The 25,305-nt window shown below is 38.4% G+C and carries 15 protein-coding genes, 2 tRNA genes and 3 rRNA genes; 10 read left to right on the top strand and 10 right to left on the bottom strand.

The annotated features are described in order from the left end of the window. Positions 1–76: 76 nt before the first annotated feature. Positions 77–373, bottom strand: a complete 297-nt coding sequence (locus CYAN10605_RS01135) for a DUF2288 domain-containing protein (RefSeq protein WP_015218106.1) — start codon at positions 371–373, stop codon at positions 77–79. A gap of 81 nt (positions 374–454) precedes the next feature. Here CYAN10605_RS01135 and CYAN10605_RS01130 point away from each other — a divergent pair, with 81 nt between their 5' ends. Continuing rightward, on the top strand, positions 455–700 hold the full coding sequence (locus tag CYAN10605_RS01130) for an NDH complex assembly factor CRR9 (protein WP_015218105.1): 246 nt from the start codon (positions 455–457) through the stop codon (positions 698–700). A gap of 65 nt (positions 701–765) precedes the next feature. Here the strand turns inward: CYAN10605_RS01130 and tilS are convergent, their stop codons facing one another. Together tilS and CYAN10605_RS18975 are read right to left on the bottom strand one after the other, a co-directional pair. Beyond that, positions 766–1,746, bottom strand: coding sequence for a tRNA lysidine(34) synthetase TilS (tilS, locus tag CYAN10605_RS01125; protein WP_015218104.1), 981 nt, complete (start codon positions 1,744–1,746; stop codon positions 766–768). A 539-nt stretch (positions 1,747–2,285) separates the two neighbouring features. Then, positions 2,286–2,390, bottom strand: coding sequence for a type II toxin-antitoxin system VapB family antitoxin (locus CYAN10605_RS18975; RefSeq protein ID WP_206536261.1), 105 nt, complete (start codon positions 2,388–2,390; stop codon positions 2,286–2,288). 184 nt (positions 2,391–2,574) lie between these two features. Between CYAN10605_RS18975 and CYAN10605_RS01110 the strand changes: the two genes are divergently transcribed. Then, positions 2,575–3,864 carry a glucose-1-phosphate adenylyltransferase gene (locus CYAN10605_RS01110; RefSeq protein WP_015218102.1) on the top strand — a complete coding sequence of 430 codons (1,290 nt, stop codon included), beginning with the start codon at positions 2,575–2,577 and terminating at the stop codon, positions 3,862–3,864. 172 nt (positions 3,865–4,036) lie between these two features. Here CYAN10605_RS01110 and CYAN10605_RS01105 read toward each other — a convergent pair whose 3' ends face one another. Further along, positions 4,037–4,324: a DUF3288 family protein gene (locus tag CYAN10605_RS01105; RefSeq protein WP_015218101.1), complete on the bottom strand. Its 288-nt coding sequence runs from the start codon at positions 4,322–4,324 to the stop codon at positions 4,037–4,039. Positions 4,325–4,410: 86 nt separating this feature from the next. Between CYAN10605_RS01105 and CYAN10605_RS01100 the strand changes: the two genes are divergently transcribed. Further along, positions 4,411–5,100 (top strand): riboflavin synthase, encoded by a 690-nt coding sequence (locus tag CYAN10605_RS01100; RefSeq protein ID WP_015218100.1) that lies wholly within the window; start codon positions 4,411–4,413, stop codon positions 5,098–5,100. Between the two features lie 134 nt (positions 5,101–5,234). Here CYAN10605_RS01100 and CYAN10605_RS01095 read toward each other — a convergent pair whose 3' ends face one another. The 5 genes from CYAN10605_RS01095 to CYAN10605_RS01075 all read right to left on the bottom strand — a co-directional run bounded on the left by CYAN10605_RS01095 (position 5,235) and on the right by CYAN10605_RS01075 (position 15,696). Beyond that, positions 5,235–11,036 carry a Calx-beta domain-containing protein gene (locus CYAN10605_RS01095; protein ID WP_015218099.1) on the bottom strand — a complete coding sequence of 1,934 codons (5,802 nt, stop codon included), beginning with the start codon at positions 11,034–11,036 and terminating at the stop codon, positions 5,235–5,237. Positions 11,037–11,150: 114 nt separating this feature from the next. Then, positions 11,151–12,158 (bottom strand): SwmB domain-containing protein, encoded by a 1,008-nt coding sequence (locus CYAN10605_RS01090; protein WP_041922394.1) that lies wholly within the window; start codon positions 12,156–12,158, stop codon positions 11,151–11,153. 173 nt (positions 12,159–12,331) lie between these two features. Then, positions 12,332–13,777, bottom strand: a complete 1,446-nt coding sequence (locus CYAN10605_RS01085; protein ID WP_015218098.1) for a hypothetical protein — start codon at positions 13,775–13,777, stop codon at positions 12,332–12,334. A gap of 61 nt (positions 13,778–13,838) precedes the next feature. Next, positions 13,839–15,128 carry an O-antigen ligase family protein gene (locus CYAN10605_RS01080; protein WP_015218097.1) on the bottom strand — a complete coding sequence of 430 codons (1,290 nt, stop codon included), beginning with the start codon at positions 15,126–15,128 and terminating at the stop codon, positions 13,839–13,841. Continuing rightward, a complete protein-coding gene (locus CYAN10605_RS01075) occupies positions 15,109–15,696 on the bottom strand; it encodes a DDE-type integrase/transposase/recombinase (protein WP_015218096.1) in 588 nt (195 codons plus the stop codon). The genes CYAN10605_RS01080 and CYAN10605_RS01075 overlap by 20 nt, the downstream gene beginning before the upstream one ends. 181 nt (positions 15,697–15,877) lie before the next feature. Between CYAN10605_RS01075 and CYAN10605_RS01070 the strand changes: the two genes are divergently transcribed. Next, on the top strand, positions 15,878–16,591 hold the full coding sequence (locus CYAN10605_RS01070) for an energy-coupling factor ABC transporter ATP-binding protein (protein WP_015218095.1): 714 nt from the start codon (positions 15,878–15,880) through the stop codon (positions 16,589–16,591). A 7-nt stretch (positions 16,592–16,598) separates the two neighbouring features. Here the strand turns inward: CYAN10605_RS01070 and CYAN10605_RS17675 are convergent, their stop codons facing one another. Then, on the bottom strand, positions 16,599–17,396 hold the full coding sequence (locus CYAN10605_RS17675; protein ID WP_015218094.1) for a pentapeptide repeat-containing protein: 798 nt from the start codon (positions 17,394–17,396) through the stop codon (positions 16,599–16,601). A gap of 233 nt (positions 17,397–17,629) precedes the next feature. Here CYAN10605_RS17675 and CYAN10605_RS01060 point away from each other — a divergent pair, with 233 nt between their 5' ends. From CYAN10605_RS01060 to rrf, 6 genes are all read left to right on the top strand, one after another. After that, positions 17,630–19,675 (top strand): FAD-dependent oxidoreductase, encoded by a 2,046-nt coding sequence (locus tag CYAN10605_RS01060; RefSeq protein WP_015218093.1) that lies wholly within the window; start codon positions 17,630–17,632, stop codon positions 19,673–19,675. A 617-nt stretch (positions 19,676–20,292) separates the two neighbouring features. Continuing rightward, positions 20,293–21,778 (top strand): 16S ribosomal RNA (locus CYAN10605_RS01055). Positions 21,779–21,846: 68 nt separating this feature from the next. Next, positions 21,847–21,920: transfer RNA gene (locus tag CYAN10605_RS01050), tRNA-Ile, on the top strand. 2 nt (positions 21,921–21,922) lie between these two features. Beyond that, positions 21,923–21,995: transfer RNA gene (locus CYAN10605_RS01045), tRNA-Ala, on the top strand. 94 nt (positions 21,996–22,089) lie between these two features. Then, a 23S ribosomal RNA gene (locus CYAN10605_RS01040) occupies positions 22,090–24,865 on the top strand. Between the two features lie 51 nt (positions 24,866–24,916). Further along, positions 24,917–25,033 (top strand): 5S ribosomal RNA (gene rrf, locus CYAN10605_RS01035). The 16S, 23S and 5S rRNA genes sit together here with 2 tRNA genes alongside, the layout of an rRNA operon. Positions 25,034–25,305 lie beyond the last annotated feature (272 nt).

The raw sequence follows: 25,305 nt of genomic DNA, 5'->3' as shown, positions 1-25,305 counted from the left end.
AATCCTCAACATCAGGTTAGCTGACAAATTGATGATTTCAACAAAAAATATCCTTCTTGACTAATTTCAACTTAGTTTAGATGGAGGGAATAACTGAGGCGATGACAAAGGGTTGTACTATTAAGGTTTTAAATTTTATTTCTGGTTCTTCATTCCAGTTACTTAATTCTTCTGAGGAGGGTTTTTTTATTAACTGCTCACTAATCCAATTTTGTACTAAGAAAGTATCATCAAGTGCGATCGCACATCCTACTTCAATAAGATCTAGTTGAGGGTGTACAATAATAAGAGCATCTCTTTGAGCGTGGGGTATTAAATCTTTCCAATCAACTTCAGCTAACTGTTCTTTTAATTGTGCTTTAAAATCTGACATGAATCAATAATTACTTAATATCACTTTTGGTTATTGTACCAGTGATTGATAATCAGAAAAATAGACCATTTAGAAATAATTATGCTTAATAATCAACAATTTTTAACTCAAGAAGAATCTTTGGCGGTGGAAGCAAGTCTATTAACTTCAGAAGAAAAATTTTTAACTCGATTGACGATTTCTTCCTTGAGAGTTTTACAGTTAATAGCTCAAGATTTAGATGTTTCAGTAGATTCTTTAAGCAGTGAACAAATTATTGCTTGGATGGAAAAAGATAGCAAAGTTAGACGAGAACAAGGAATAGATAAAGCTATTTTAAAATGGTAAAGATGTTTCACAACTAATATAGGATTACCATATCGAACTTTTTGAGTTCTTCTACTGAAAAAAGTTTAATTATTTTTGATCAATATTTCCCTATTTTTGACTTGAGCAATTTTATTTTTAATTAAAGTAGAAGTAGCGGTGAGGTTAGGGGATTCAATTAACTTAACAACCGCTTCTATCTGCTCAAAATTAGGCATCTTTTGCAAGTTTTGGACTAAAAAATCCTTGACAATTCTTCTTTGGAAATTAAGGCTAATTTTTCTGAGTTCTTCACATTTTAAGCTGTTATTTTCGTGATTATAAACTTGTTCATAAAGTCTGGTTGTTTCCTGTTTTAAATAGGTTAAATCTGCTCTGAGAATTTCGGCGGTTTGGGTTAAATGTTTTTCTATTTGAGGATTAAATTCTGTTTGTAAGTAAGGTATTAAATCCAAACGAATGCGATTACGAGCAAATTTACGCTCTTGATTATATTTATCTTCCCATACTGGTAACTGCCACTTATGACAAAATTGCCCTGTTTCTTGCCTTGTAAAATCGAGCAAAGGGCGTACAAGGGTTAAATTCTCATTTATTTTTCTCCTCCAATTCAACGCAGTTAATCCTTCTATTCCTGCTCCTCTCATTAAATTATAGATAAATGTTTCAGCGCGATCGCTTCTTGTGTGTCCTGTTAAAAGATAATTAAAATCATACTCAGTAGCAATATTAATCAGGGCTTCATAACGATATTTTCTTGCCTCTCCTTCCCTTTCCCTAATTTTTTCTTGGGCTTGAGATAGATAAAAATTAACCCCCCAATCATCACATATCTTAGCAATATGAGAACTTAAACCTCGATCGCATTCCCATTGATGATCAAAATGTGCGATCGCAATTTTCCAAGACCATTTAGACTGTAAATCCAAGCATAAACGAGCTAAACACAGAGAATCCTGGCCACCAGAAACAGCAATCAAAATTCTGCTAGATTTAGCTACTAAATCTTTATCTTTTAATAATTTATGCAACCTTGCATGATCTAAGCTCCAAACAGATTTACCCATAAAGTAGATCGAATAAAATCTTTATTGATTATCATTAGCCAGATATAAGATTAAGTTTCTTCTGTTTGAGAACAGTATATTTGGCGATTTTTTCAAAATCTCTATCACAATGATATAAGATAAAATTATTTTCCATAGCCATAACTGCGATGGCACAGTCAATATTACTACAAATAGTAATTCCCTGACATCGAAGCTCAAAATATAACCTAGCACAATTATCCCATATAGAAGAATAATCAGGTTCAAGATAATTTTATCGTGTTAGATAAGAACTTATTTTTATCCACTCAATCTCGTCTTTGCATCCTTGTAAAAGTTCCATTCTGGTAAAAATAGGAAGGAAATAATTTCTCCCATCAATCATCTTTTTGAGTTTTGCCGACTTAATCTTGGACTTATCCCGTAACACTTCAATCCAAATTGACGTATCAATCAATAACATAACGATTTGTTCTCACCATATTAGTGCCAAAACCGTCGATAAATTCAATCTCCCCCGCCAATTCTAAAAGGTCTTTTTGAGTGTGATTTTTGACTCATTCAGCTAAAGCAAAATTCACTAATTCTTTTTTGGTTCTCAATCCTGTGATAGCAAAGCCTTTTTTTTCGAGTTTTTCATCAAGATCAATATTCGTTTTCATAATAGCAAACAATCGACACAACATAAAATATTATAAACACTAAGTACAAAGTTAGCTGAATTCCGAACACCCTTAATACTCTAACACCCTAACTCCAAAGTCCGAACTATTCAATAATTATCATTGTCTGATTGACCATTAACCAATAAACTTTCTAATAAAAGCTATTTGATAGAAAAATTTTATGAAAAGAGTACTAAGCATCATCTTAGGCGGAGGCGCAGGTACAAGACTTTACCCCCTCACCAAACTACGGGCAAAACCAGCCGTGCCTTTAGCGGGGAAATATCGTTTAATAGACATTCCTATTAGCAACTGTATCAACTCAGAGATATTAAAAATCTACGTTTTAACTCAATTTAACTCTGCTTCCTTAAACCGTCACATTAGCAAAGCCTATAACTTTTCGGGCTTCAGTGATGGATTTGTAGAAGTATTAGCCGCTCAACAAACCAAAGAAAATCCTGATTGGTTTCAGGGTACAGCAGATGCAGTACGTCAATACTTATGGCTATTTGAAGAATGGGATGTAGATGAATATATTATCTTATCAGGAGATCATCTCTATCGCATGGACTATAGTAAATTTGTGCAACATCACCGTGATACTAATGCCGATATTACTATATCTGTTGTACCCATTGACGAACAAAAAGCCTCGGCTTTCGGTTTAATGAAAATCGATGACAATGGCAGAATTATTAGCTTTAGTGAAAAACCAGAAGGGGAAGCCCTCAAACAGATGGCAGTAGATACTTCTATTTTAGGTTTAAATCCTGAACAAGCTAAAGAAAAACCCTATATTGCTTCAATGGGTATTTATGTCTTCAAAAAAGAAGTATTGGAAAAACTCTTAAGACAAAACCCCAATCAAACAGACTTCGGGAAAGAAGTTATTCCCTTTGCGGCAAAAGATCATCGCATTCAGGCATACTTATATAAAGGTTATTGGGAAGATATTGGAACTATTGAGGCTTTCTATGACGCAAATTTAGCTCTAACTAATCAACCTCAACCTGATTTCAGCTTCTACGACGAAAAAGCTCCTATTTATACTCGTTCCCGTTATTTACCCCCCACTAAACTCTTAAATTCTAATGTAACTCAATCCATTATCGGTGAAGGTTGCATCATCAAAGAATGTCGTATTAATCACTGTGTTTTAGGGGTTCGTACTCGCATAGAAAACAACTGCATTGTCGAAGATACTTTAGTAATGGGTGCCGATTTTTACGAGCCTTTTAGCGTCAGAAAAAGCAAAATCGAACAAGGTAGCGTTCCAGTGGGAATAGGAGCAAACTCTACCATAAGAAGGGCTATTATAGACAAAAATGCTCGAATAGGTCAAAACGTGATCATTACAAATAAAGACAGAGTGGAAGAAGCTAATCGAGAAGATGAAGGTTTCTTAATCCGTAATGGCATCATCGTCATTATCAAAAATGCCGTTATTCCCGATAACACAGTTATTTAGAGAATTTATCATAAAGGTTTAAGGTGTTGGAGTGTAAGGTTATTGGGGGATTGGGGTATTGAGGTATTAGGGAGAAGTTAATTATACACTTTTGCCCTCCCCCTCTCGAGAGGGGATAAAGAGGGGTTTGCCTCTTGCCTACTTTAACCTACAATTTTGGATTAAACTCAGATTAACTCCAATCTTCTCTCTCCTCATCCCCTTTCACTTTTTTGCGATAGATAGAGCTATTTTGATGCAACTTCCTTGATTCTGCAAATAATTCATCTTCAGTCATTTCCCATTGTTGTAAGATGGAGTCCAAGTCAAATTGAATATCTCTAGCACCGGGGAAATTTTGGTAACGTATTTTTAGCCTTGCTACTTCCGCTAAGTTATAATCATTTTTTCCCTCAACAAATATCTGTTTAACTATTTCTCTGTCTATATGCCCTAAAGGATGTTTTTGATCTATTACCATAATGTTATAAAAATTATTTTTATCATTTATTGCCCTTAATTCAAAGTATTATAGTAAAAAGTCATATTAAAGATAAAACAGGGTAGATGTTTACTGGATTAGTACAAGGGGTTGGAAAAATCAGAAGTTTAGAAAATGATTTATATCAAATAGATATTGACTCTCAAGCCCAACATCTTATTTGTCATGATTTAGAAATAGGAGATAGTGTTGCTGTTGATGGTATTTGTCTAACGGTAGAAAAGATTTTGCAAGGAGGCTTTACCGCTACTGCTTCTCCTGAAACTTTACAACGTACAACATTGGGAAAAAGTACTATCAAACAGAAAAAAGTTAATCTCGAAACTTCACTCAGAGTGGGCGGTAAGATTGGGGGACATTTTGTAAGTGGTCATGTAGATGGAATTGGTTGTTTAATAGAGTCAGTAAATAAACAGCAGTCGTGGGAAATGACTTTTTCTTTCCCCTCTGAGCTAAAAAAGCAATGGCAAGAATATATTGCTCCTTATATTGTTTCTAAGGCTAGTATTGCCGTTAATGGAATTAGTTTAACTATTGCAAGATGTGATAGTCAATCTGGGGAATGGTTTACTGTTGCGGTTATTCCTCACACTTATGCCCAAACTAATTTATCTTTATTACAAGCGGGAGATTGGGTTAATTTAGAGAGTGATATTTTGGGTAAATATGTGGACAGATTAATTAGTCATCGTCTCGGAAAATTGCCCCAAGAAGATATTAGTTTAGATTTTTTGGCAACCCACGGCTATCTATAAATTATCCCTCTATTGTCAAATTCCGTAAACACTTGCAATTTATGGATTCTGTAATTTCTGCAATTATTGTATATCAGAGGGATGGATCTTAACTTCTTCTTTTTAAAAACTTTTTTCATAGAACTCAGGTAGTTTTAGGCAACAACCGCTTCAAAAGCAATACCTTCAAGATTAAAATTAGCATAGTTACTGATAACATTATCTGTTTCTGGTTCGCTCGTATATAGATAACTACCCAATAAATCATTACTTTGGAAACGGGAAATTACATCTGCCATTTGTGAGCCTTGAGGATAAGCATAAAAAGCAATTCCTTCTTCCACAAAATTAGGATAGTTTTCTCTTATAGACTCGCTTTCAGTTTCCTCCGCATAAAGGTAACTGCCGGGATAATCGAGATTTTGAAAACGATTAAAAGTAATTAAACCATCTTGAGGAGTCGTAGAAACATAAAAAGCGAATCCTTCTTCCACAAAATTAGGATAATTTTCTCTGATAGACTCACTTTCGATTTCTCCTGCATAAAGATAAGCACCCGTATCATAATCACTATTGCGAAAACGGTACATCGGTTTATTTAAAACAGTTTCGGGAGGATTGCCTCCAGCAAAAAACCCTCGTTTGATAATAACTCCATTTCTCGCACCGTCTAAATCATGTTCGCTACCGTCTTGAAGATGTAAAATAACTCCTTCATAATTACTATCATCATCTTCATCAAATAATTCTGCTCCCGTGTCCCCGTTAAAGTCAAATACCTCATAACGTTGGTTTTGGGTATTGAAGATATAGTAACGATTAAACTCATGATTACCGTCAAAATAAAGTTTAACTTCTGCTTCTCCTTCTGTAGCAGTTACCCTAAATTCTAATTCCCCATTGATTAAACTCAAAGGATGAGTTGATTCTTCTTGGATATGATGCCAACTGTTAATAATCCCATTATTAAAATCTGCATGAATATTAAATTCATCTATCAAAGGAGTATGACTTTCTTTTTCGAGGGTGACAAATAAACCGATGTCTTTTGTGCCAGTATAAACATCATCTAAGATTAAGGGTACAGAAACATTAATACTGCTTTCCCCCGGAGTGAAAATAGCTTTACCAACAGTGGGATGATAGTCGTTTCCTGCTTTTGCCCTTCCATCTTGAGTTACATAATGGATTTGGACATATTTATCTAGGTTGCCTGTGCGTTGAATGGTAAATTTAACTTCTCCATCGGCTTCGTTAACGGTTGGATTAGTGACGTATAAATTAGTTGTGCTGTCTTCATTATTACTGGTATTGGCAAAAAGAGAACTAGAAACTTCTGTTATATTATTTGATTCGTCTATACTGACAACACTATTATTTGCTGATGATACCTGACTTACGTTTTCAGGATTGAGTATTGCTTGAGGAATGTTAGTTGAGGGGGCAGAAAATTGAATGTTACTATCAAAAGCATTATCGAATTTTACTCTTAAAACTGTGGGATTAATCTCTGTACCTGCATTATTAACCGTAAACTCTAAAATATTTTCTCCTGCGATAAAACCTTCATTGATAGTAAAAGGAACAAAATCAGTGTTAAAGTTAGGATTACTTGCTAAATATTGCTCTATACCATTAAGTGTAATAGTTATACCCTCATCATCAGTATGCCATTCACCATCAATAAAGAATTGACTAAGATTAACTGTGTCAGGTAAATTAAAAGTTGTACGATAAGTATAATCTCCGGGGGGAGAAGAGTCACTGTTATTATTATCAGGGGAAATCCATCCAGATATGCCGTCTCCTGAATTGGTAACAAGAATATTTGAACTACTGCCGTCGGGAGCAGATACTAATTCATAATGGGGGTCTCCCGTACTATTGTTATTTAAAGGTGTACCTGAATCATCAACGCCTGTATTGTAGAGAGAGAGAGAAAGGGGCGTAAATGCTTTTGTTTGAACTATGTCCTCTAAAATGAGAACTGTTGCACCATCAATTCGATATTTTTGATAGGTTTCCCCATTGCGGTTGATTATTCCCTCGTTGACAAAATCAGCACTAAGATTAAGGGTATCTTCTTTATCCATTAATACTGTAATGGTGTTATTAGATGAAAGTTGAGTCACGGTGAGGGAATTAAGGGTTAAGGTATTTTCTCCATAATCTTTGATGTCTAAAATTTCAAAGTTACGCAAACGATTACCGGGAGAAAGGGTTGTTAAATCCCAATTTTGTCCGTTATAGCCTGTAAATTTAAGGGTATCAATACCTGTGCCACCATCCAAACGACGAAAATAAGTATCATTAACGGTAACAAAATCATTGCCCACACTGGCATAAACTACATCAACGCCACCATTACTATAAATTCTGTCATTTCCTTCTCCCGCAATAAAAATTTCTCCTGTGGGAGTACCAATCATGCGATCGCGCCCAATAGTACCTGTTTGATTAACTTGTTGGGTAAAATCACTACCAAAAATAACATAGGTTAAATCGTCATCGTTACCCGGTGCGCCTACGGTAAAATCATCAAAACCATCACCGTTGACATCCTCTCCACCACTGAGAGAAATTCCAGCTTGAGATGCGGGCAAACCAGTAATTAAAAAGCCATTAGTATTAGAGTTATCGGTGGTTGAATTAGATTGATTGTTGCTCAAACTGCTTAAATCAAAAGGATTTGTCGCAGAATAAGTTGATTGCCAACTTGAACCGCCAAAGACAACAAAAATAGACCCTTCATTACTTTTAGTAGTAGGAGATGACACTGCTACATCATCGTAACCATCACCATTAATGTCTCCAATGGCGGTAAAACGATTGATTTCATAAAGAAGAGACTGATTATCCGTAACAGGAGGATTGACTAAAACGACATCAGGTTTAGCGGAATTACTAATACCATTGGCGTTACCATAGTAGATAAGAATAGCACCCTGATTATTTCTGATTTGTAAACCTGCCGATAAATCAATAATGCCTAAATCTGCAATATAGCCTTGGGCAACTATAGCAAAATCTTCGATACCATCACCATTAAAGTCTCCTATACTATATAGTTGCTCTCCTAATTGTTGAGTTTGATTTGTATTATAAATAGGCTCTGAATAGCTAACATAAAGAGGAGCATTGCTTGTAACTTGTGAACTATAGCCAAAATAAAGGCTACTTTGGAAAAAAGTCAGAGAAGCGCCACCATTAACAAGCTGATTAGGGGTATTTCGATCGTTTTCCCAACTATTACCGCTATCCTGAGAGTAAATATATCTTAAATCATTGGGTTTTGTTCCTTCATAGGCAAGATAAATATTATTACCAACAGTGGTAAGAGATACACCATCGGTAGTTTCTATGGTATTGTTATTGTTTTGAGAATCTTGTACAATTTTCCCCTCACTCCAATTACTACCATCAAAGTTAGTGATATAAATATCGGCTTTATTACTGTTTTTATAGGCTAACACCAGTTTCTCCCCGTCAGGTGTGAGGGTAGCACCGACTCGATCGAAAGATTGTTGACCATTGATATAATTAAATTCATCATAGCCAAACTCTGTGACATTAGCAGGATCAGAAAGGGTTATATAATTGATTTGGTCATCACCATCAGCAATGTAAAAGATATATAATTTGTTATTGAATACGATGGGAGTAGGAGAAGTACCAGCATCCGCTATTAAAGCAGTATATTCACCAAAACTAATAGAATTATCATCCCCAGTAAAAGGAGTTATGTAAATAGTGCTATCTTCAAAGGTGTGGATTAAATATAGTTTATCCTCAAAAACCACTAAAGATGGACTATAAGGTGTCTGTAAAGAAGTCAAAACTACTTGATTTTCCCATGTGTTACCATCTCGACTTCTCATAACATTTATATCATCATTGCCATTGCCCTTAAATGTCATGTACAAATAACCTTGATACACCGCAAAATTAGGAGGCACGGGGGATTGTTGGGAAGGCACACCATAGGATGCGATGGTAGGGTTATAGTCATTGGAAGGAAAATTGGATAATGAAGGGGTTACAGGAGGCAAGATGGATTGATTTCCTCGGTTCGTATAGATGGTAAATTGCCCATTAGCGGCATCTTGAATGGTAAAATTACTCTGAGGAAGCCCTGTCGCTATATCTTGATAACCGTCACCGTCAATATCTCCAATACTGCCAAAGGTATAATCACTAAAGGAGTTACCCCCCACTGGATTAAAAGTAAGGAAGTTGTTAACATTGCCTTCCTCATTGCCTAGATAAATACGACTATTGCTAGAAGTGTTGAGGAGAATATCATCATAACCGTCACCATTATAGTCTCCCAGTTCGATCGCTTCTATGATAGAAGTAACAGAAGGATTAGATAAAGATAAATTGCCTAAACTGTTAAGATTATTAGAGCCTAATTGTATATAAAAATTATTATCGTCATCAATTACCCCAAAATCTTGTAAACCATCACCATTATAGTCTCCCAAAGAGGCAAAATCTTGTATCGAATGATTCGCCACGCTCAAAATTAAATCATTACTACCAACACTGGCATCTAAAAGATTTTCAGTGCTACTCCCGAAAATAATAACTGCACCATCTTCACTGCCTCCAGAAAGCACATCCGCAAAACCATCACCGTTAATATCTCCCAAGATAAGCACATTATTACCATTGCCATTTAAAGATTTTGAATTAGCCTTATAAAGGTCACCATCAATGACAAAACCGTTATCAGCAGAAATATCCGCTAGTTTGATACTACCATCGTCTGCTAACCACTGATGACCAAATACTGCATATAATTGTTGAGCATTGGGGGCAGTTATCATCAAATCATCCACATTATCATTATTGACATCGCCAATACCACTAAGGGCAGAACCTGTTAACTGATAAGGCTGTGAACCATTTAAGAGGAAAGTTTTTTTACTATCTGTGGCAGTGACGTTAAGATTAAACAATGTGCCTTGAGAGTCTAAATCCAAAGGTCCGAAAAGTAAGTAACTTTGTCCTACTCCCATTAATCCTTGGGGTGCGCCTACCAAAAAATCCTCATAACCATCGCCGTTAACATCTCCTGCTGATGCAATTTCACTGCCTGTTTTTGAGAAGGGTAAACCACCAAGAATAATTAAGTTACTAATGCTGTCTAAATCCCCTGAAGTTGGTTTTCCTCCTTTAACAACATAAACTAAACCATCACTATTGTCTGAACCCGGAGCGGAAATGGCTAAATCTCTTGCTCCGTCTAAGTTCCAATCATCACTAGCTAAGGCACTTCCTGTGAAAGAATTTTCGGCTGTGCCATTGGTAGAAGGTAAAATCGAGCCTGTAAAAGAATAAAGAGGAGTAGTTTGATTATTACCAAAAACATAAACCTTACCTATAGCGGTGGATGTGGTATTGGGAAATAAATTTTGATTTTCCGAAGGCAGTTGATCTGCCCCCACCCATTGATTTGATACACTACTAGCATAACTAGGTGCACCTACGATTAAATCATCTATGGTAGTATTACCTGAAAAACTTTGCTTTCCATTAGCTTGAGATACCGCTAAACTGTAACCGAGATTTTCACCATTACTACCTGTGGCGAAAGTTTGTAACTCACTATTATTATGTGCAATATATACTAAACCATCGCCTTTACTAGCCCCCGGAGAGCTAATAGCAAGATCTAAACTGCCATTTCCGTCAAAATTGCCCACCGCCACTGCATAGCCAAAATAAGCCCCTGTAACGGTAGGATTAAAGACAAACCCAATATTATTAGAAGCAGTATTTTTTTGATCAGAGAAACTATTATCAGAATTAATATTGATAATTTGCCCTTGATTGTCGGCGATATAACTGCCCCTAATAACATAAACGATTCCATCACCATTGTTAACATTTGGCGCCCCAATAACTAAATCCTCTATTCCATCTCCATCTATATCCCCAGTGACTAAACTCATGGGATAGTTACTTTTTGCATCCCCTCTGTCAGCGATACCCGTAATTAAAATACCGTTTCCTACGGATATTTTTTTTATTGGGCAAAATTCATCCGCTAATCCGCTATGCTGAGATTAGGGACTTCTTTTGCCATTTACGTTAATGTTAATTGTTTCCGTGACATTGCCATTATCATCGAGAATTTCTAAGGTAAATTGATTAGTATTAGGAACAAAATTACTTTCTAGTTCATCGGAAAAGCTAACAGCAAGAATCCGAGTAATTTGGCTAATTTGCCCATTACCACTCACCTTAAAAGAGGCAATTTGATTTTCATCGGCGGTTAATAATAAATTACCTTGTCCTGATTGATTACTATAATTAACTACCGCATTGTTACTAGGTATATTATCTAGTTTGAGAATAACGGTATTGTCTGAAATGGAAACCGACTCAACATTTGCACCAGTGACAGTAAATCGACGGACATCAGGGATAACATTAATATCAAGAGAAGTCGTATCAAAATAGAGAATTAGCTCATTGTTGAATCGAGAGTAGTTTTGACTGTTACCTGTTATGGGGCTATAAAAAGCACTAAATTGATTTGGAGTATTATTAGCTACCGTCAGGGAAAAAGAGTCTATCACCTCCCCCTGAGTATCCTGTAAATTCAAACTACTATCATCTGAAGTGCTATAACTAACTTGAATTAAATTAGGTTGTGGTTGAGGATTATCCCCCGTTGCATAGTCATAATTAGCATAAAGAGGAATTATCTCTGTTAGTCTTAACTGTAGAATACTACCATCAATTAAAACCTGAAATACGGGAATAGTGGTAATATTGCCAAATTGATCGGTTACTGTCACCACAAACTGACTGCCATCAGGCACAAAATCAGGATCAAGATTTTCACCCCAATCAATGGTTAATAATGAACCTTGCACCTGCGCCCCTGTAGAATCAATTTCTTCGCTAGAAACTCCTGTACTTTCTGCGGTATCTTCTCCTGTTCTCCAAGTCCAACCGGGGCGTAAACTAATGCCAAAAACGATCGGACCTATTTTTGTCCCTGCATCGATAGGAAAAAGCAAAAACTGCACATTAGGAGTATCGCCAATACCCCAAACTAAACCCACTTCAACCCCTGCCGAACCGTTAAAATTAAAGTTTTTGGTCCCTAACTGAAATTTAAATCCGCCCTCAACAATAGGAAATCCGATCGCAGTTTGATAGGCTAATTGATCTGAATCATTGGCAATAGTAATAGCATCAGCTACCGTAGAGAAAACCGCCTCCGCTAAAGCCCATACTATCGCCCCTTCAACGGTAGATTCATCACTGTTAGTTGCGGGCAGCGTAGCTGTGCCTTTGGCATCGCATTCCCCACAGCACCCACTAAAGAAGCAACTCCAGCCCCTAATATTTCTCCTCCCAATACCTCTAAAATAGCTGATAAGGGAGGTTGGTAATCTCCGTCAGGTAAAGGCTCGGCTTGAACATAAAAAGAAGCACCTATGTCACCAAAAGCACTCACTTCCACTAAAGGAACTTTCACCAAAGGAAAATCAACTTCAAAAGTGAGAGTAATACTGTCAAAAATTTCATTTAAAAGTAAAGTTTCTCGGTCAAATGACCATTCTGACTCTATACCCAAAGAAACAGAAAAAGCAGAGCCTTCTTTCTCCCCTCCCTCATTTTCATTTTCTCCTTTATTACCCGTAGCCTCAGACACCTCTTTTTGAGCTGATTCCTCCACTAGCTCTTCCCCCTCCACTTCAGGGGCGGCGACTAGAGTAGCAATTTTCTTGACCTCTTTTCCTTCAAAAGTGGTTTTTGCCTCCACGGATAAATAAGGATTGAGATTATCCCCACTAGAACCTATAATCGTATTTGAAGAAGAATTTTGACCTCCTTTGAGAGAAACTTCTATTTCTACACCCTTTATAAAAGGAGTAAGAATTTTACTTACTATCCCTTTCGGCACATTATCTTTAGCTTTGAGAACTTCTAATAAGTCAACAGAAAATTCTAATCCTCCTCCCCACGCAAAAGAATATTCAGGCACAACTGCTTCTGATTCGCTTTCGCTACTATCACTTTGCGCACCAATTCCCTGCCCTGCATTAGAGTTAAAAGTATTAACAGTTTGAGGGGTATTATTTACGGGGATAAGATTGGTAATGACTCCTTGTTGAATCAATTGGGGAGAATAAGAGGCAAGGGGAGGAGTGACATCACCATCGTAGAAAAGACTGTCATTGATAGTAAATCTTTGAAAATATAAATCCGTATCTTCTTTGATTGCCTGATTTGCTTGATTGAGAAAGTCAACCTTTGAACCAACCAAAAATACATCCCCTTGATAAATTATAGAGGTAGGTTCTAAATCTCCTACTTGGTCTGAGGTGATAGCTTGAGGATTAGCTAACCATTGTAATTCCCCTTGTTCATCATATTTTCCTGCGGTGTAATAAAAATCACTGTCATTATCGCTACCCTGTTGCCATGTCACCACAAATCCGGGTTGTTTTGCTTCTGTATTTCCTTCTTGGATGAGATTATCTTCATACAGTAATTGGATGTTGCTGATGTCTTGATTTTCTAGTTTGCTAATCGCCCTTGCTTCTTGCCAAGTCTCCGAATTTTCATCGTATTTCGCATACCAGAGAAAGGAATTTTCAGCCCAAACCAGATGGGTTTGACTGTTAGAGGAAGAAGTAATTGCACTCAAACCCGAAGCAAGATTGACAACCATTGGTTATATTTTCACCACTATTGATAATTAGTAATATAACCTCAAGAAAAAGGTATATATTTTATTTATTTACAATTCTTATTTGTTCATTTTGGTTGACGTTTTCACTTATACCCGAAATAGCTCCCAAAATAACCCAAGCTAAGATATTTAGCCTTAAATCGAACAAACTTACATCGAATAAATTATAAATAATATAAGCACCAAAAGCGACTAAATAACTAAAGAAAATTATGTTATGATTTTGTTCTATTTTTTCTTCTTTGATTATTAATAATCCTTTTGCTAAAACTATAGCAATTAAACCTAATAAAAATCCCAATGTAGTTAAACCTGTTTCTGCACCCATCATTAAAAAAAAGTTATGGGGATGTCCTAAATAAATTCCCATTTTTTCTTCATATAAAACTGTAAAATTCCTTAAACCCCAACCCAATAGTGGATGTTGTTCAATTAAATCTATGCAAAAATTCCATTGTGTAGTTCTTAGGGTTTCCAACGGGCGATCACCACTTACATACATTTGATCAGAAAATCTTTGCCATAAAAAATTAGGTACTATCTTTCGCCAAAAATTTTGCAATGGTAAATTCCCAAAAGAAGCCCAACTAACGATTATTCCTGAGAAAGTAATCAAAGACAATAAAAAATACCAATGACGATAAATAGCAAAAGCAATTAAACTCAAAAAAACAATAATCCAACCATTACGAGAACCTGTCAAAATTAAACCATAAACGTTAAGTGCGATCGTAAAAATTAAGCATAAATTAACTTTATTCAACCAGTATTTTTGACTATTTTTTATCAGTAATCCAGTTGATAAAATAATGGTAATAGCTAAATATAAAGCTAACGGATTTGCGTAGGGAAAAACAGAAGATGCCCTTCCGGGGGGGATGCCTTCTCCAGTTAATTGCCATCCAAATAATTTATATATTATATCTATTGTTACCCAATGAAAATTAATTTCTCCAATAGCGATCAAAACAACGATAATAGAACTCAATATTAAAGACCAAACTATGGTGTAAAGTTGCTCATAAGTCTTAACAATAGTTCTCAAACTTAAAAATACCCAGAAAAAAGGTAAAAAGTGAACTATGCCTAACCATGCTTCTCCTGATTTATATGCAAAAATAGAACTAACTATTAAAAGTAAACTCAGAAAAATAAAACCCAATGTCAAAGAACTATTTTTGATTTGACTCCAGTTTTTTACCGATGCCTGATAAGAGATATATACTAAAATTAAAATTCCTAAAAATGTTTGAAATGGTAATATTAATAAACTGAGAAATAAGAGTTTATTTAAAAAATTTTTATCTTCACTATAAAATGTCCAAAGCATTATTAATTAATCCTCTTCCATAGACTGCATTGCTACTATTATTATCTTGGTTATTATCTTTTTGTTTGATTACAATAAATCCAATAATAACTAAAATAATAACAAATATGCTTCCTGTAATTAGATTATTTTTTTCAACTTTTAATATTTGTCTGTTAGATAAAATTTTACTTAATCTTTGCTCTAAATTTTTAGGAATAGTTTGTTCAAAAAAAACTCTCGCTTTTTCTTTATTTCTCATATTTGTGATGATAAAATCAAGGGTATTTCCCTGAGCATCTAAGGCTCTATAAAGATATTTTTTTTTACCCCGCAAATTGAAAGGAATTTGCACAATTCTCCATCCTCTTCTTTTTTTTCTAAGGGTTTCCATCGCTCTTTTTTTTGCCAAGGGAGAATATTCTTTCACTAAATAATTAATAGTCCGAGGATCAATTTTAAAACCTCTTTGCCCCATGACTTTTTTTAATTGAGTATAGGTTAGGTTTTCTGTTACGTACCACTGAATACATAATAATATTACTTCTTCTCTAATTTGATCCCATTGATTAACATTAGATCTCCTCATTTTCTTAACCTCATTGAGCAGATTTTATTTATAATAATTATTGTCAGTAATAATATCATATTTTCAATTTTTCGATGTTTTATATTTGTTCTTAGATATTGAACTTGATTATATGATTTGATATTAATACTTATTAATACTTTTAATTGGAAGTTTTTACGAATTTTTGATAGTAAAATAAATGATAGCGGTAGAAATTAATAATATATCTTTTAATTATAACCAACAACAAATTTTTAATGATTTATGTCTAACTATTAATAATCAAGAAAAAGTCGGTATAATTGGTGCAAATGGTGCAGGAAAAACAACTCTTTTTTTATCTATTTGTGGTATTTTAAAACTTAATCAAGGAGAAATTAAATTATTTAATAAAACGATTGCGGCGGGAAAGTTTCATCCTGAAATTGGTCTAGTATTTCAGAATCCAGATGATCAACTATTTTGTCCCACTGTCAAAGATGATATTATATTCGGTGCGGAAAATTTAGGTTTATCATCTTCAGAAATAGAAGCAAGATTCAACCAAGTTATTACTACTGTCGGTGTTAAACATTTAATAAATCGAATCCCCCATCAACTTTCAGGGGGTGAAAAATGTATGGTTGCGATCGCATCTGTATTAATAATGCAACCCAAAATAATTCTCTACGATGAACCTAGTGCCAATTTAGACTTAAAAGCAAGAAGGAAACTAATTCAATTTCTACAATCTTCCTCAGAAACTATTTTAGTCTCAGCCCACGATCTAGAGTTAATATTAGAAGTGTGCGATCGAGTCATTGTTATGAATAAAGGAAAAATCATCGCTGATGGTATTCCTGAAAAGATAATGAGCGACGAAAAATTAATGAGGGAAAATAACCTAGAAATACCTCCCTCACTGAGTAGGTAAAATCGAGTTAATTAAACACTAGATAAGGAGAATCACCCTGATGAAGATAATTTTTTCTCACAGAAGAAGCATTATAAGCAGGGGTAGATTGTTTTTTAACCGAAGATGAATCCGCAGATTTAGATAACTCCAATCTCAAATTAATGGGAGTCAAACCCTGATAGAATTTTACCGATTTATTGGGACTCAAAGAGCAATAATCGCAGATAACATAATCTAATTTAGTCGTATCATCAATATGCCAATCTTCCAAAGAAACTCCACTCATATCCGCACCATAAAAATCCGTATGAGTTCCAATAATTCCCCCTAAATCAGCCTCTCGTAAATTAGCAGACACTAAACGACATCCCAATAGATTCGCTTCTGTCAAAACAGCACCTTGAAGATTACTATGGGTAAAATTGCCATTAGTTAAATTAGCCTTAATCAAATATGACTCAGTAAAATCGGTATATTGACAATTAACACTTTCCATCTCAGCCATACTTAAGTCGGCTTCTGATAAATATGCTTTTTCTAAATTAGCAAAGGTGAAATTGGCTTTATAACAATTTGCTCGTCTAATATTTGCTTCCTTAAGATTTGCCTGATGTAAATTAGCTTTCGTTAAGTCTGCATCAGTTAAATTACAACCTTGTAAGTTTGCACCCTTTAAATTGGCATCTCCAAGATTCACATTAGCTAAATTTAAACCCTGTAAATCTGCATTACTCAAATCGGGAATACTATAAGGATTTTGTAAACGCCATTTATTCCATTCGTGAATATTTCTAATTAAATTCAAATGATTTTGATTTGCCATAATATCTATAACTATTTACCTACTCATGTTATTTACATTTCTTAATAATCTAACATAAATTTTAAAAAATGGTAATTTACCATACAGTTAAAAGTTCACCTTAAATGTATTGAACACCCTTTTATCATTGGTTTTAATCCTTTATCATCGCTTATCACAAAGAAACTTTTTTTCAGTAACAATTATCTATTGGTAATATATGTACAAATATACTTAACTCATCATCATAATTCATGATTAACTTTGGTAAACGTAACTTTTGGGGCAAATTAATCTCATTACCTTTAACCTTGTTTGCAACTTCTCCTTCAATAGCCTCATCCTTGCCGAGAAATATTGAGAAAACAGAAGAATGTGAAATTCTAGTAGTAGGAGGAGGATTAGCGGGTGCCGCAACAGCCTATGAGGCTTTATTAAGAGGAAAAACCGTTTGCTTAACGGATATTACCGACTGGGTAGGTGGTCAAATTTCATCACAGGGTACTTCTGCATTAGATGAAAGAAACACCCAAAGACAAGAGTTATTTTTCCCAAGGGGTTATTTAGAATTGAGGGATAACATAGAAAAATACTATGGCAAGTTAAACCCCGGAGAATGTTGGGTTAGTCAATCTTGCTTTTTGCCCAAAGATGCCCATACCATCCTATTTGAACAGTTAGAAAATGCCGCCAAGAAAGGCAAAGGTAAATTAAAATGGTTTCCCAACACCGTTATTAAAGACTTAACCATTGAAACATTAAACAATAGCGGTACGGGACAACAAATCACAAGTGCGATCGCAATTCAACATCAAGCCCAGCCAAACACCCCCCCATTAAATACAGAACCTCTATCTCAAATCATCGAAGATGCTTATACCTATGAAGATTCCGAAAGACTAAAAAAAACCATCATTAAATTTTCTCCTCCTCAAAATGGTAAAGCCAATGACAAACTAAAATGGATAGTGGTAGAAGCAACAGAAACAGGGGAACTTATAGCCTTAACCGACGTACCCTATAAACTAGGAATTGATCCCCGTAGCGAACTTGAACCATCGTCATCGAGTGCTACCCCAGATCCTTATTGCACCCAAGGATTTACCTATACCTTCGCCATGGAACAAACAGAAGAGCCTCAACCTCAATCTAAACCTTCTTTCTATGAGCAGTATGAGCCTTACTATAGCTATGAATTAGAAAGATTAGCAAATTTTGACCTAGTCTATACCTATCGCCGTATATGGAAAGCACAACCCAGCGAAACAGAGACTTTTCAAGGTATAACTTGGACAAAACCCACTCCCGGTGATATATCCATGCAAAACTGGACATGGGGCAACGACTATAGACCCGGAACACCTCAAGATAACCTCATTTATACGAAAGAACAACTGCAAGAAACAGGACAGCTAACACCTGGTGGATGGATGGGAGGATTACGCACAGAAACCCTCAGAAAAGGAGAAGAAAATGCTCTAGGTTTTTACTATTGGTTAGTGTCAGGTACAACAGACTCTCAACTAGGAGAAGGAGTAAAAAAACCTCATCCCAATCAAAAATTACTCACAGGCTTAAATTCCCCTATGGGTACAATGCACGGTTTATCAAAATATCCTTATATGAGAGAAGCAAGAAGGATTATTGGCAGACCTAACTATGCTTATCCTGACGGTTTTATGGTAAATGAAATTGATATTTCTCGTCGTAACTACCACGATGATTATTATCGACAAGTCTTAACCCCCGAACAATATCGGCGCCTACAAGCCCTTTTAGCTGGTTTAGAAGGTTTTTCCGTATTAAGTGGTGAGACTGATCCTAATGATGTAAAAAATAGAAGTCGCTCAACCATTTATCCAGATTCCGTTGGCATCGGACACTATGCCATTGATTTTCACCCCTGCATGAATGAAAGCCCCCCTGAAAAATCTGGAAACACAGAAAGAGAAGGAGAAAGAAGAGGACAAGGACAGGCTTATCCCTTTCAAATACCCCTATCAGCCATGATTCCGCAAAAAATAGATAATATGTTGGTTGTGGGTAAAAGTATCGCTACCAGTCATATTGCCGCCGCCGCTTATAGGGTACATTCCTTTGAGTGGTCTTCTGGTGCCGCCGCAGGTGTTACAGCCTCATTAGCCTTAGATAAAGCAATTTTTCCCTATGAATTTACAGAAGGATTTGCTTTCAAAAATAAACCATTGCAGGAGTTGAAAGAAACTCTCGACAAAAATGGTAATCCCACTAAATTTCCCAACACATCCATTTTCAACAATAATTGGGATGATTGGCGCTAGTAATTAAACTCTGTTCGGCATAAAAATATAAGATCTGGGCAAGTGATATGGGTTGAATAATGTTCAACCCTTCTGGTGCTGAAAGATTTGACGGGAAAGATTCGAGTCAAATTTGTGATTAGTCATCAAAGAATTGAACATAAGAAAATCAATTCATCTATATTTCTCATAAATTTTCTAACTATTAACCTAACAACTGAAGCCTTATACCTTCAACCAAAAATTTGATGCCGAAATCAGGCTAACTAATTTTCGGAGAATACCGAATCAATCTCTGAGTTCTATATTCATATTACTCTGCCTCTCTCCTCGACAATCAGCAGGACGCACAGAAAAAATTTTTTAAACCTCAAAATGCTTATTATGCAAAGGATAAGAGAATTTATCAAAAAGAAAAAGAAAAAAATGTAGAAAAAAAGTTGCCATTTTAAAAAAGGTTAGTTATATTAGTATTTGTGCGATTGAGCCACACGCTCAACTCTGACACACCACGAACCTCGATAATTCAATATTTTTCTAGCCATCATAACCAAATACAAATCCTTGTTCAATTCATTTAATTGAAAAACAAAAAACAGGAATCAGGTAGTGAAAGCAAGTAATTGTAAGTAACAACCACTATGGAGAGTTTGATCCTGGCTCAGGATGAACGCTGGCGGTATGCCTAACACATGCAAGTCGAACGGGCTCTTCGGAGCTAGTGGCGGACGGGTGAGGAACGCGTGAGAACCTGCCTCAAGGTCGGGGACAACAGTTGGAAACGACTGCTAATACCGGATGAGCCGAATAGGTAAAAGATTTATCGCCTAGAGAGGGGCTCGCGTCTGATTAGCTAGATGGTGAGGTAAAGGCTTACCATGGCGACGATCAGTAGCTGGTCTGAGAGGATGAGCAGCCACACTGGGACTGAGACACGGCCCAGACTCCTACGGGAGGCAGCAGTGGGGAATTTTCCGCAATGGGCGAAAGCCTGACGGAGCAATACCGCGTGAGGGAGGAAGGCTCTTGGGTTGTAAACCTCAAAACTTAGGGAAGAAAAAAATGACGGTACCTAATGTAAGCATCGGCTAACTCCGTGCCAGCAGCCGCGGTAATACGGAGGATGCAAGCGTTATCCGGAATCATTGGGCGTAAAGAGTCCGTAGGTGGCACTTCAAGTCTGCTTTCAAAGACCGAAGCTCAACTTCGGAAAGGGAGTGGAAACTGAAGAGCTAGAGTATAGTAGGGGTAGAGGGAATTCCTAGTGTAGCGGTGAAATGCGTAGAGATTAGGAAGAACACCAGTGGCGAAGGCGCTCTACTGGGCATATACTGACACTGAGGGACGAAAGCTAGGGGAGCGAAAGGGATTAGATACCCCTGTAGTCCTAGCGGTAAACGATGGATACTAGGCGTAGTGCTGTTAGAAGGACTGTGCCGAAGCTAACGCGTTAAGTATCCCGCCTGGGGAGTACGCACGCAAGTGTGAAACTCAAAGGAATTGACGGGGACCCGCACAAGCGGTGGAGTATGTGGTTTAATTCGATGCAACGCGAAGAACCTTACCAAGGCTTGACATCCTGCGAATCTTGGAGAAATCTGAGAGTGCCTAAGGGAACGCAGAGACAGGTGGTGCATGGCTGTCGTCAGCTCGTGTCGTGAGATGTTGGGTTAAGTCCCGCAACGAGCGCAACCCTCGTCCTTAGTTGCCAGCATTAAGTTGGGGACTCTAGGGAGACCGCCGGGGAGAACTCGGAGGAAGGTGGGGATGACGTCAAGTCAGCATGCCCCTTACGTCTTGGGCTACACACGTACTACAATGGTTGGGACAAAGGGGAGCGAAACCGCGAGGTGGAGCGAATCTCATCAAACCCAGCCACAGTTCAGATTGCAGGCTGAAACTCGCCTGCATGAAGGAGGAATCGCTAGTAATCGCAGGTCAGCATACTGCGGTGAATCCGTTCCCGGGTCTTGTACACACCGCCCGTCACACCATGGAAGTTGGTCACGCCCGAAGTCGTTATTCTAACCCAAGTGGAAGGAGACGCCGAAGGTGGGACTAGTGACTGGGGTGAAGTCGTAACAAGGTAGCCGTACCGGAAGGTGTGGCTGGATCACCTCCTTTAAGGGAGACTTCGAGAAGAAGTCAGCAAGGAAATGGGGAGGGCTAGAAAAATAAAGAAAGAGGTGTTGGGGCTATTAGCTCAGGTGGTTAGAGCGCACCCCTGATAAGGGTGAGGTCCCTGGTTCAAGTCCAGGATGGCCCATTGGGGGTATAGCTCAGTTGGTAGAGCGCCTGCTTTGCAAGCAGGATGTCAGCGGTTCGAGTCCGCTTACCTCCAGAAGAACGAGTTTAGCACGGTGAAAAGTCACTACTGCTGAACAAAAAGTTCAGTGAGAACCTTGAAAACTGCATAGAAAAATAGGGAAGATTAAGGTCAAGAAAAGAAGGGCCGATGGTGGATACCTAGGCACACAGAGGCGAAGAAGGACGTAGCAACCTGCGAAAAGCCTCGGGGAGTCGGAAGCAGACGTAGAGCCGAGGATGTCCGAATGGGGCAACCCTAAAAACACACCTAAAAAAGGTGATGAGCGAACCTGGTGAACTGAAACATCTTAGTAGCCAGAGGAAGAGAAAACAAAAGTGATTCCCTTAGTAGCGGCGAGCGAAGCGGGAAAAGCCTAAACCATTGTCTAAGGAGAATGGGGTAGTGGGACACCAAAACATGACAGAGAAGGTTAAATGAACTAGCTGAAAACTAGACCAAAGAAGGTGAAAGTCCTGTAATTGAAAACCGACGAAGCATAGGTGAATCCCGAGTAGTCAGGGATAAGTGGAATCCCTGGTGAATCAGCCACGACCACGTGGTAAGGCTAAATACTACTGTGTGACCGATAGAGAAAAGTACCGCGAGGGAAAGGTGAAAAGAACCCCGGGAGGGGAGTGAAAAAGAACATGAAACCATCGGCTTACAAGCAATGGGAGTCCCATTAGAAGGGATGACCGTGTGCCTGTTGAAGAATGAGCCGGCGACTTACAGGTCGTGGCAGGTTAAGACGAAAAGTCGAAGCCAAAGGGAAACCGAGTCCGAAAAGGGCGAGAAGTCACGGTTTGTAGACCCGAACCTTGGTGATCTAACCATGTCCAGGATGAAGCTACCGTAACAGGTAGTGGAGGTCCGAACCGACCAATGTTGAAAAATTGGCGGAGGAGGTGTGGTTAGGGGTGAAATGCCAATCGAACCAAGAGCTAGCTGGTTCTCCCCGAAATGTGTTGAGGCGCAGCGGTGTGAAAGGTCATCGGGGGTAAAGCACTGTTTCGTTGCGGGCTGGGAGACCGGTACCAAGATGAGACAAACTCAGAATACCGATGAATGGTAGCACTAGTGAGACGGTGGGGGATAAGCTTCATCGTCAAGAGGGAAACAGCCCAGACCATCAGCTAAGGTCCCCAAGTACTAACTAAGTGAGAAAGGAGGTGGGAGTGCTTAGACAACCAGGAGGTTTGCCTAGAAGCAGCAATCCTTGAAAGAGTGCGTAATAGCTCACTGGTCAAGCGCTCCTGCGCCGAAAATGAACGGGGCTAAGTTAGTCACCGAAGCTATGGACTACATTGTAGTGGTAGGGGAGCGTTCTATTAAGGGTGAAGCATTAGCGGCAAGCAGATGTGGACGAGATAGAAGTGAGAATGTCGGCTTAAGTAGCGAAAATTAGGGTGAGAATCCCTAACCCCGAAAGCCCAAGGGTTTCTCCAGAAGGTTCGTCCGTGGAGAGTTAGCCCGGACCTAAGGCGAAGCGAACAGCGTAGTCGATGGCAAGCAGGTAAATATTCCTGCGTGGCTTAATTGGAGTTGCTACAGGGACCCATGAAAACTAAGCACACCCTGAGTGGATTGGGAGCGAGTAATCGTGAGTGTGGAAAGATAGTGGCAAGAAAAGCTAGTAGTAATGTTGAGAATTAAGTCCCGGTACCCGAAACCGACACAGGTGGGCACGTAGAGAATACGAAGGGGAGCGAGGTAACTCTCTCCAAGGAACTCGGCAAAATGACCCCGTAACTTAGGGAGAAGGGGTGCCACCGAGAGGTGGTCGCAGTGAAGAGTCCCAGGCGACTGTTTAGCAAAACATAGGTCTCTGCAAACTCGAAAGAGGAGGTATAGGGGCTGACGCCTGCCCAGTGCCGGAAGGTTAAAGAAGTTGGTCAGCGAAAGTGAAGCTAGCGACTGAAGCCCCGGTGAACGGCGGCCGTAACTATAACGGTCCTAAGGTAGCGAAATTCCTTGTCGGGTAAGTTCCGACCCGCACGAAAGGCGTAACGATCTGGGAGCTGTCTCGGAGAGAGGCTCGGCGAAATAGGATTGTCTGTGAAGATACGGACTACTTACACTTGGACAGAAAGACCCTATGAAGCTTTACTATAGCTTGGAATTGTGTTCGGGCTGGCAGTGCGCAGGATAGGTGGGAGGCGTAGAAGTATTCCTTGTGGGGGATACAGAGCCAACGGTGAGATACCACTCTCTGCTAGCTAGAATTCTAACTCGAATGAGGACAGTTTCAGGTGGGTAGTTTGACTGGGGCGGTCGCCTCCAAAATGGTAACGGAGGCGTACAAAGGTTACCTCAGACTGGTTGGAAATCAGTCGAAGAGTGCAAAGGCAGAAGGTAGCTTGACTGCGAGACCAACAAGTCGAGCAGGGTGGAAACACGGTCTTAGTGATCCGACGGTGCTGTGTGGAAGGGCCGTCGCTCAACGGATAAAAGTTACTCTAGGGATAACAGGCTGATCTCCCCCAAGAGTTCACATCGACGGGGAGGTTTGGCACCTCGATGTCGGCTCATCGCAACCTGGGGCGGAAGTACGTCCCAAGGGTTGGGCTGTTCGCCCATTAAAGCGGTACGTGAGCTGGGTTCAGAACGTCGTGAGACAGTTCGGTCCATATCCGGTGTAAGCGTGAGAACATTGAGAGGAGCCTTCCTTAGTACGAGAGGACCGGGAAGGACGCACCGCTGGTGTACCTGTTATCGTGCCAACGGTAAACGCAGGGTAGCCAAGTGCGGAGAGGATAACCGCTGAAAGCATCTAAGTGGGAAGCCCACCTCAAGATGAGTGTTCTGGTGTAAGGTCACGGGAAGAAGACCCGTTAATAGGCACAAGGTGGAAGTGCAGTAATGTATGAAGCCGAAGTGTACTAATAGACCGTCATCTTGACCTAAAGAACTATGAAATTCTATGCAGTCTTGAAGGTTATTCCTTCGAGAGTATAGCTGGTGTGACTAGCACTATGGAACCACTACGAACCATCCCGAACTCGTGGGTGAAACATAGTAGCGGCGACGATACTGCTTGGGAGACCGAGTGGGACAATAGTTCCATGCCAGCTTTAACATTCTTCCTTTACAATTCTATCTTTCATCGAAACATTAAAGAATCACCACACATTGTGTAGGTGGTTTTTTTATTTATAAAAGAATAGCCTTTCATCCCCTGATTAAAATCTAGGGGATGAAAGGCTTAAGGAGACTTGAGTCTCCCATGGTATCCTAACTCTTTTTGCGGTAATATTTTAATAAAAGAAAAATAATCAATCTTTTGTCCAAATCCCAATGATTTGATACCTAATTTCGGTGAAAAACCCGAAGGGTCTGAGTTTTC

The organism is Cyanobacterium aponinum PCC 10605, assembly GCF_000317675.1.
Lineage (GTDB): Bacteria > Cyanobacteriota > Cyanobacteriia > Cyanobacteriales > Cyanobacteriaceae > PCC-10605.
Note: the sequence above shows the minus strand (reverse complement) of the source record. Positions and strands in the feature narration are given on the sequence as shown.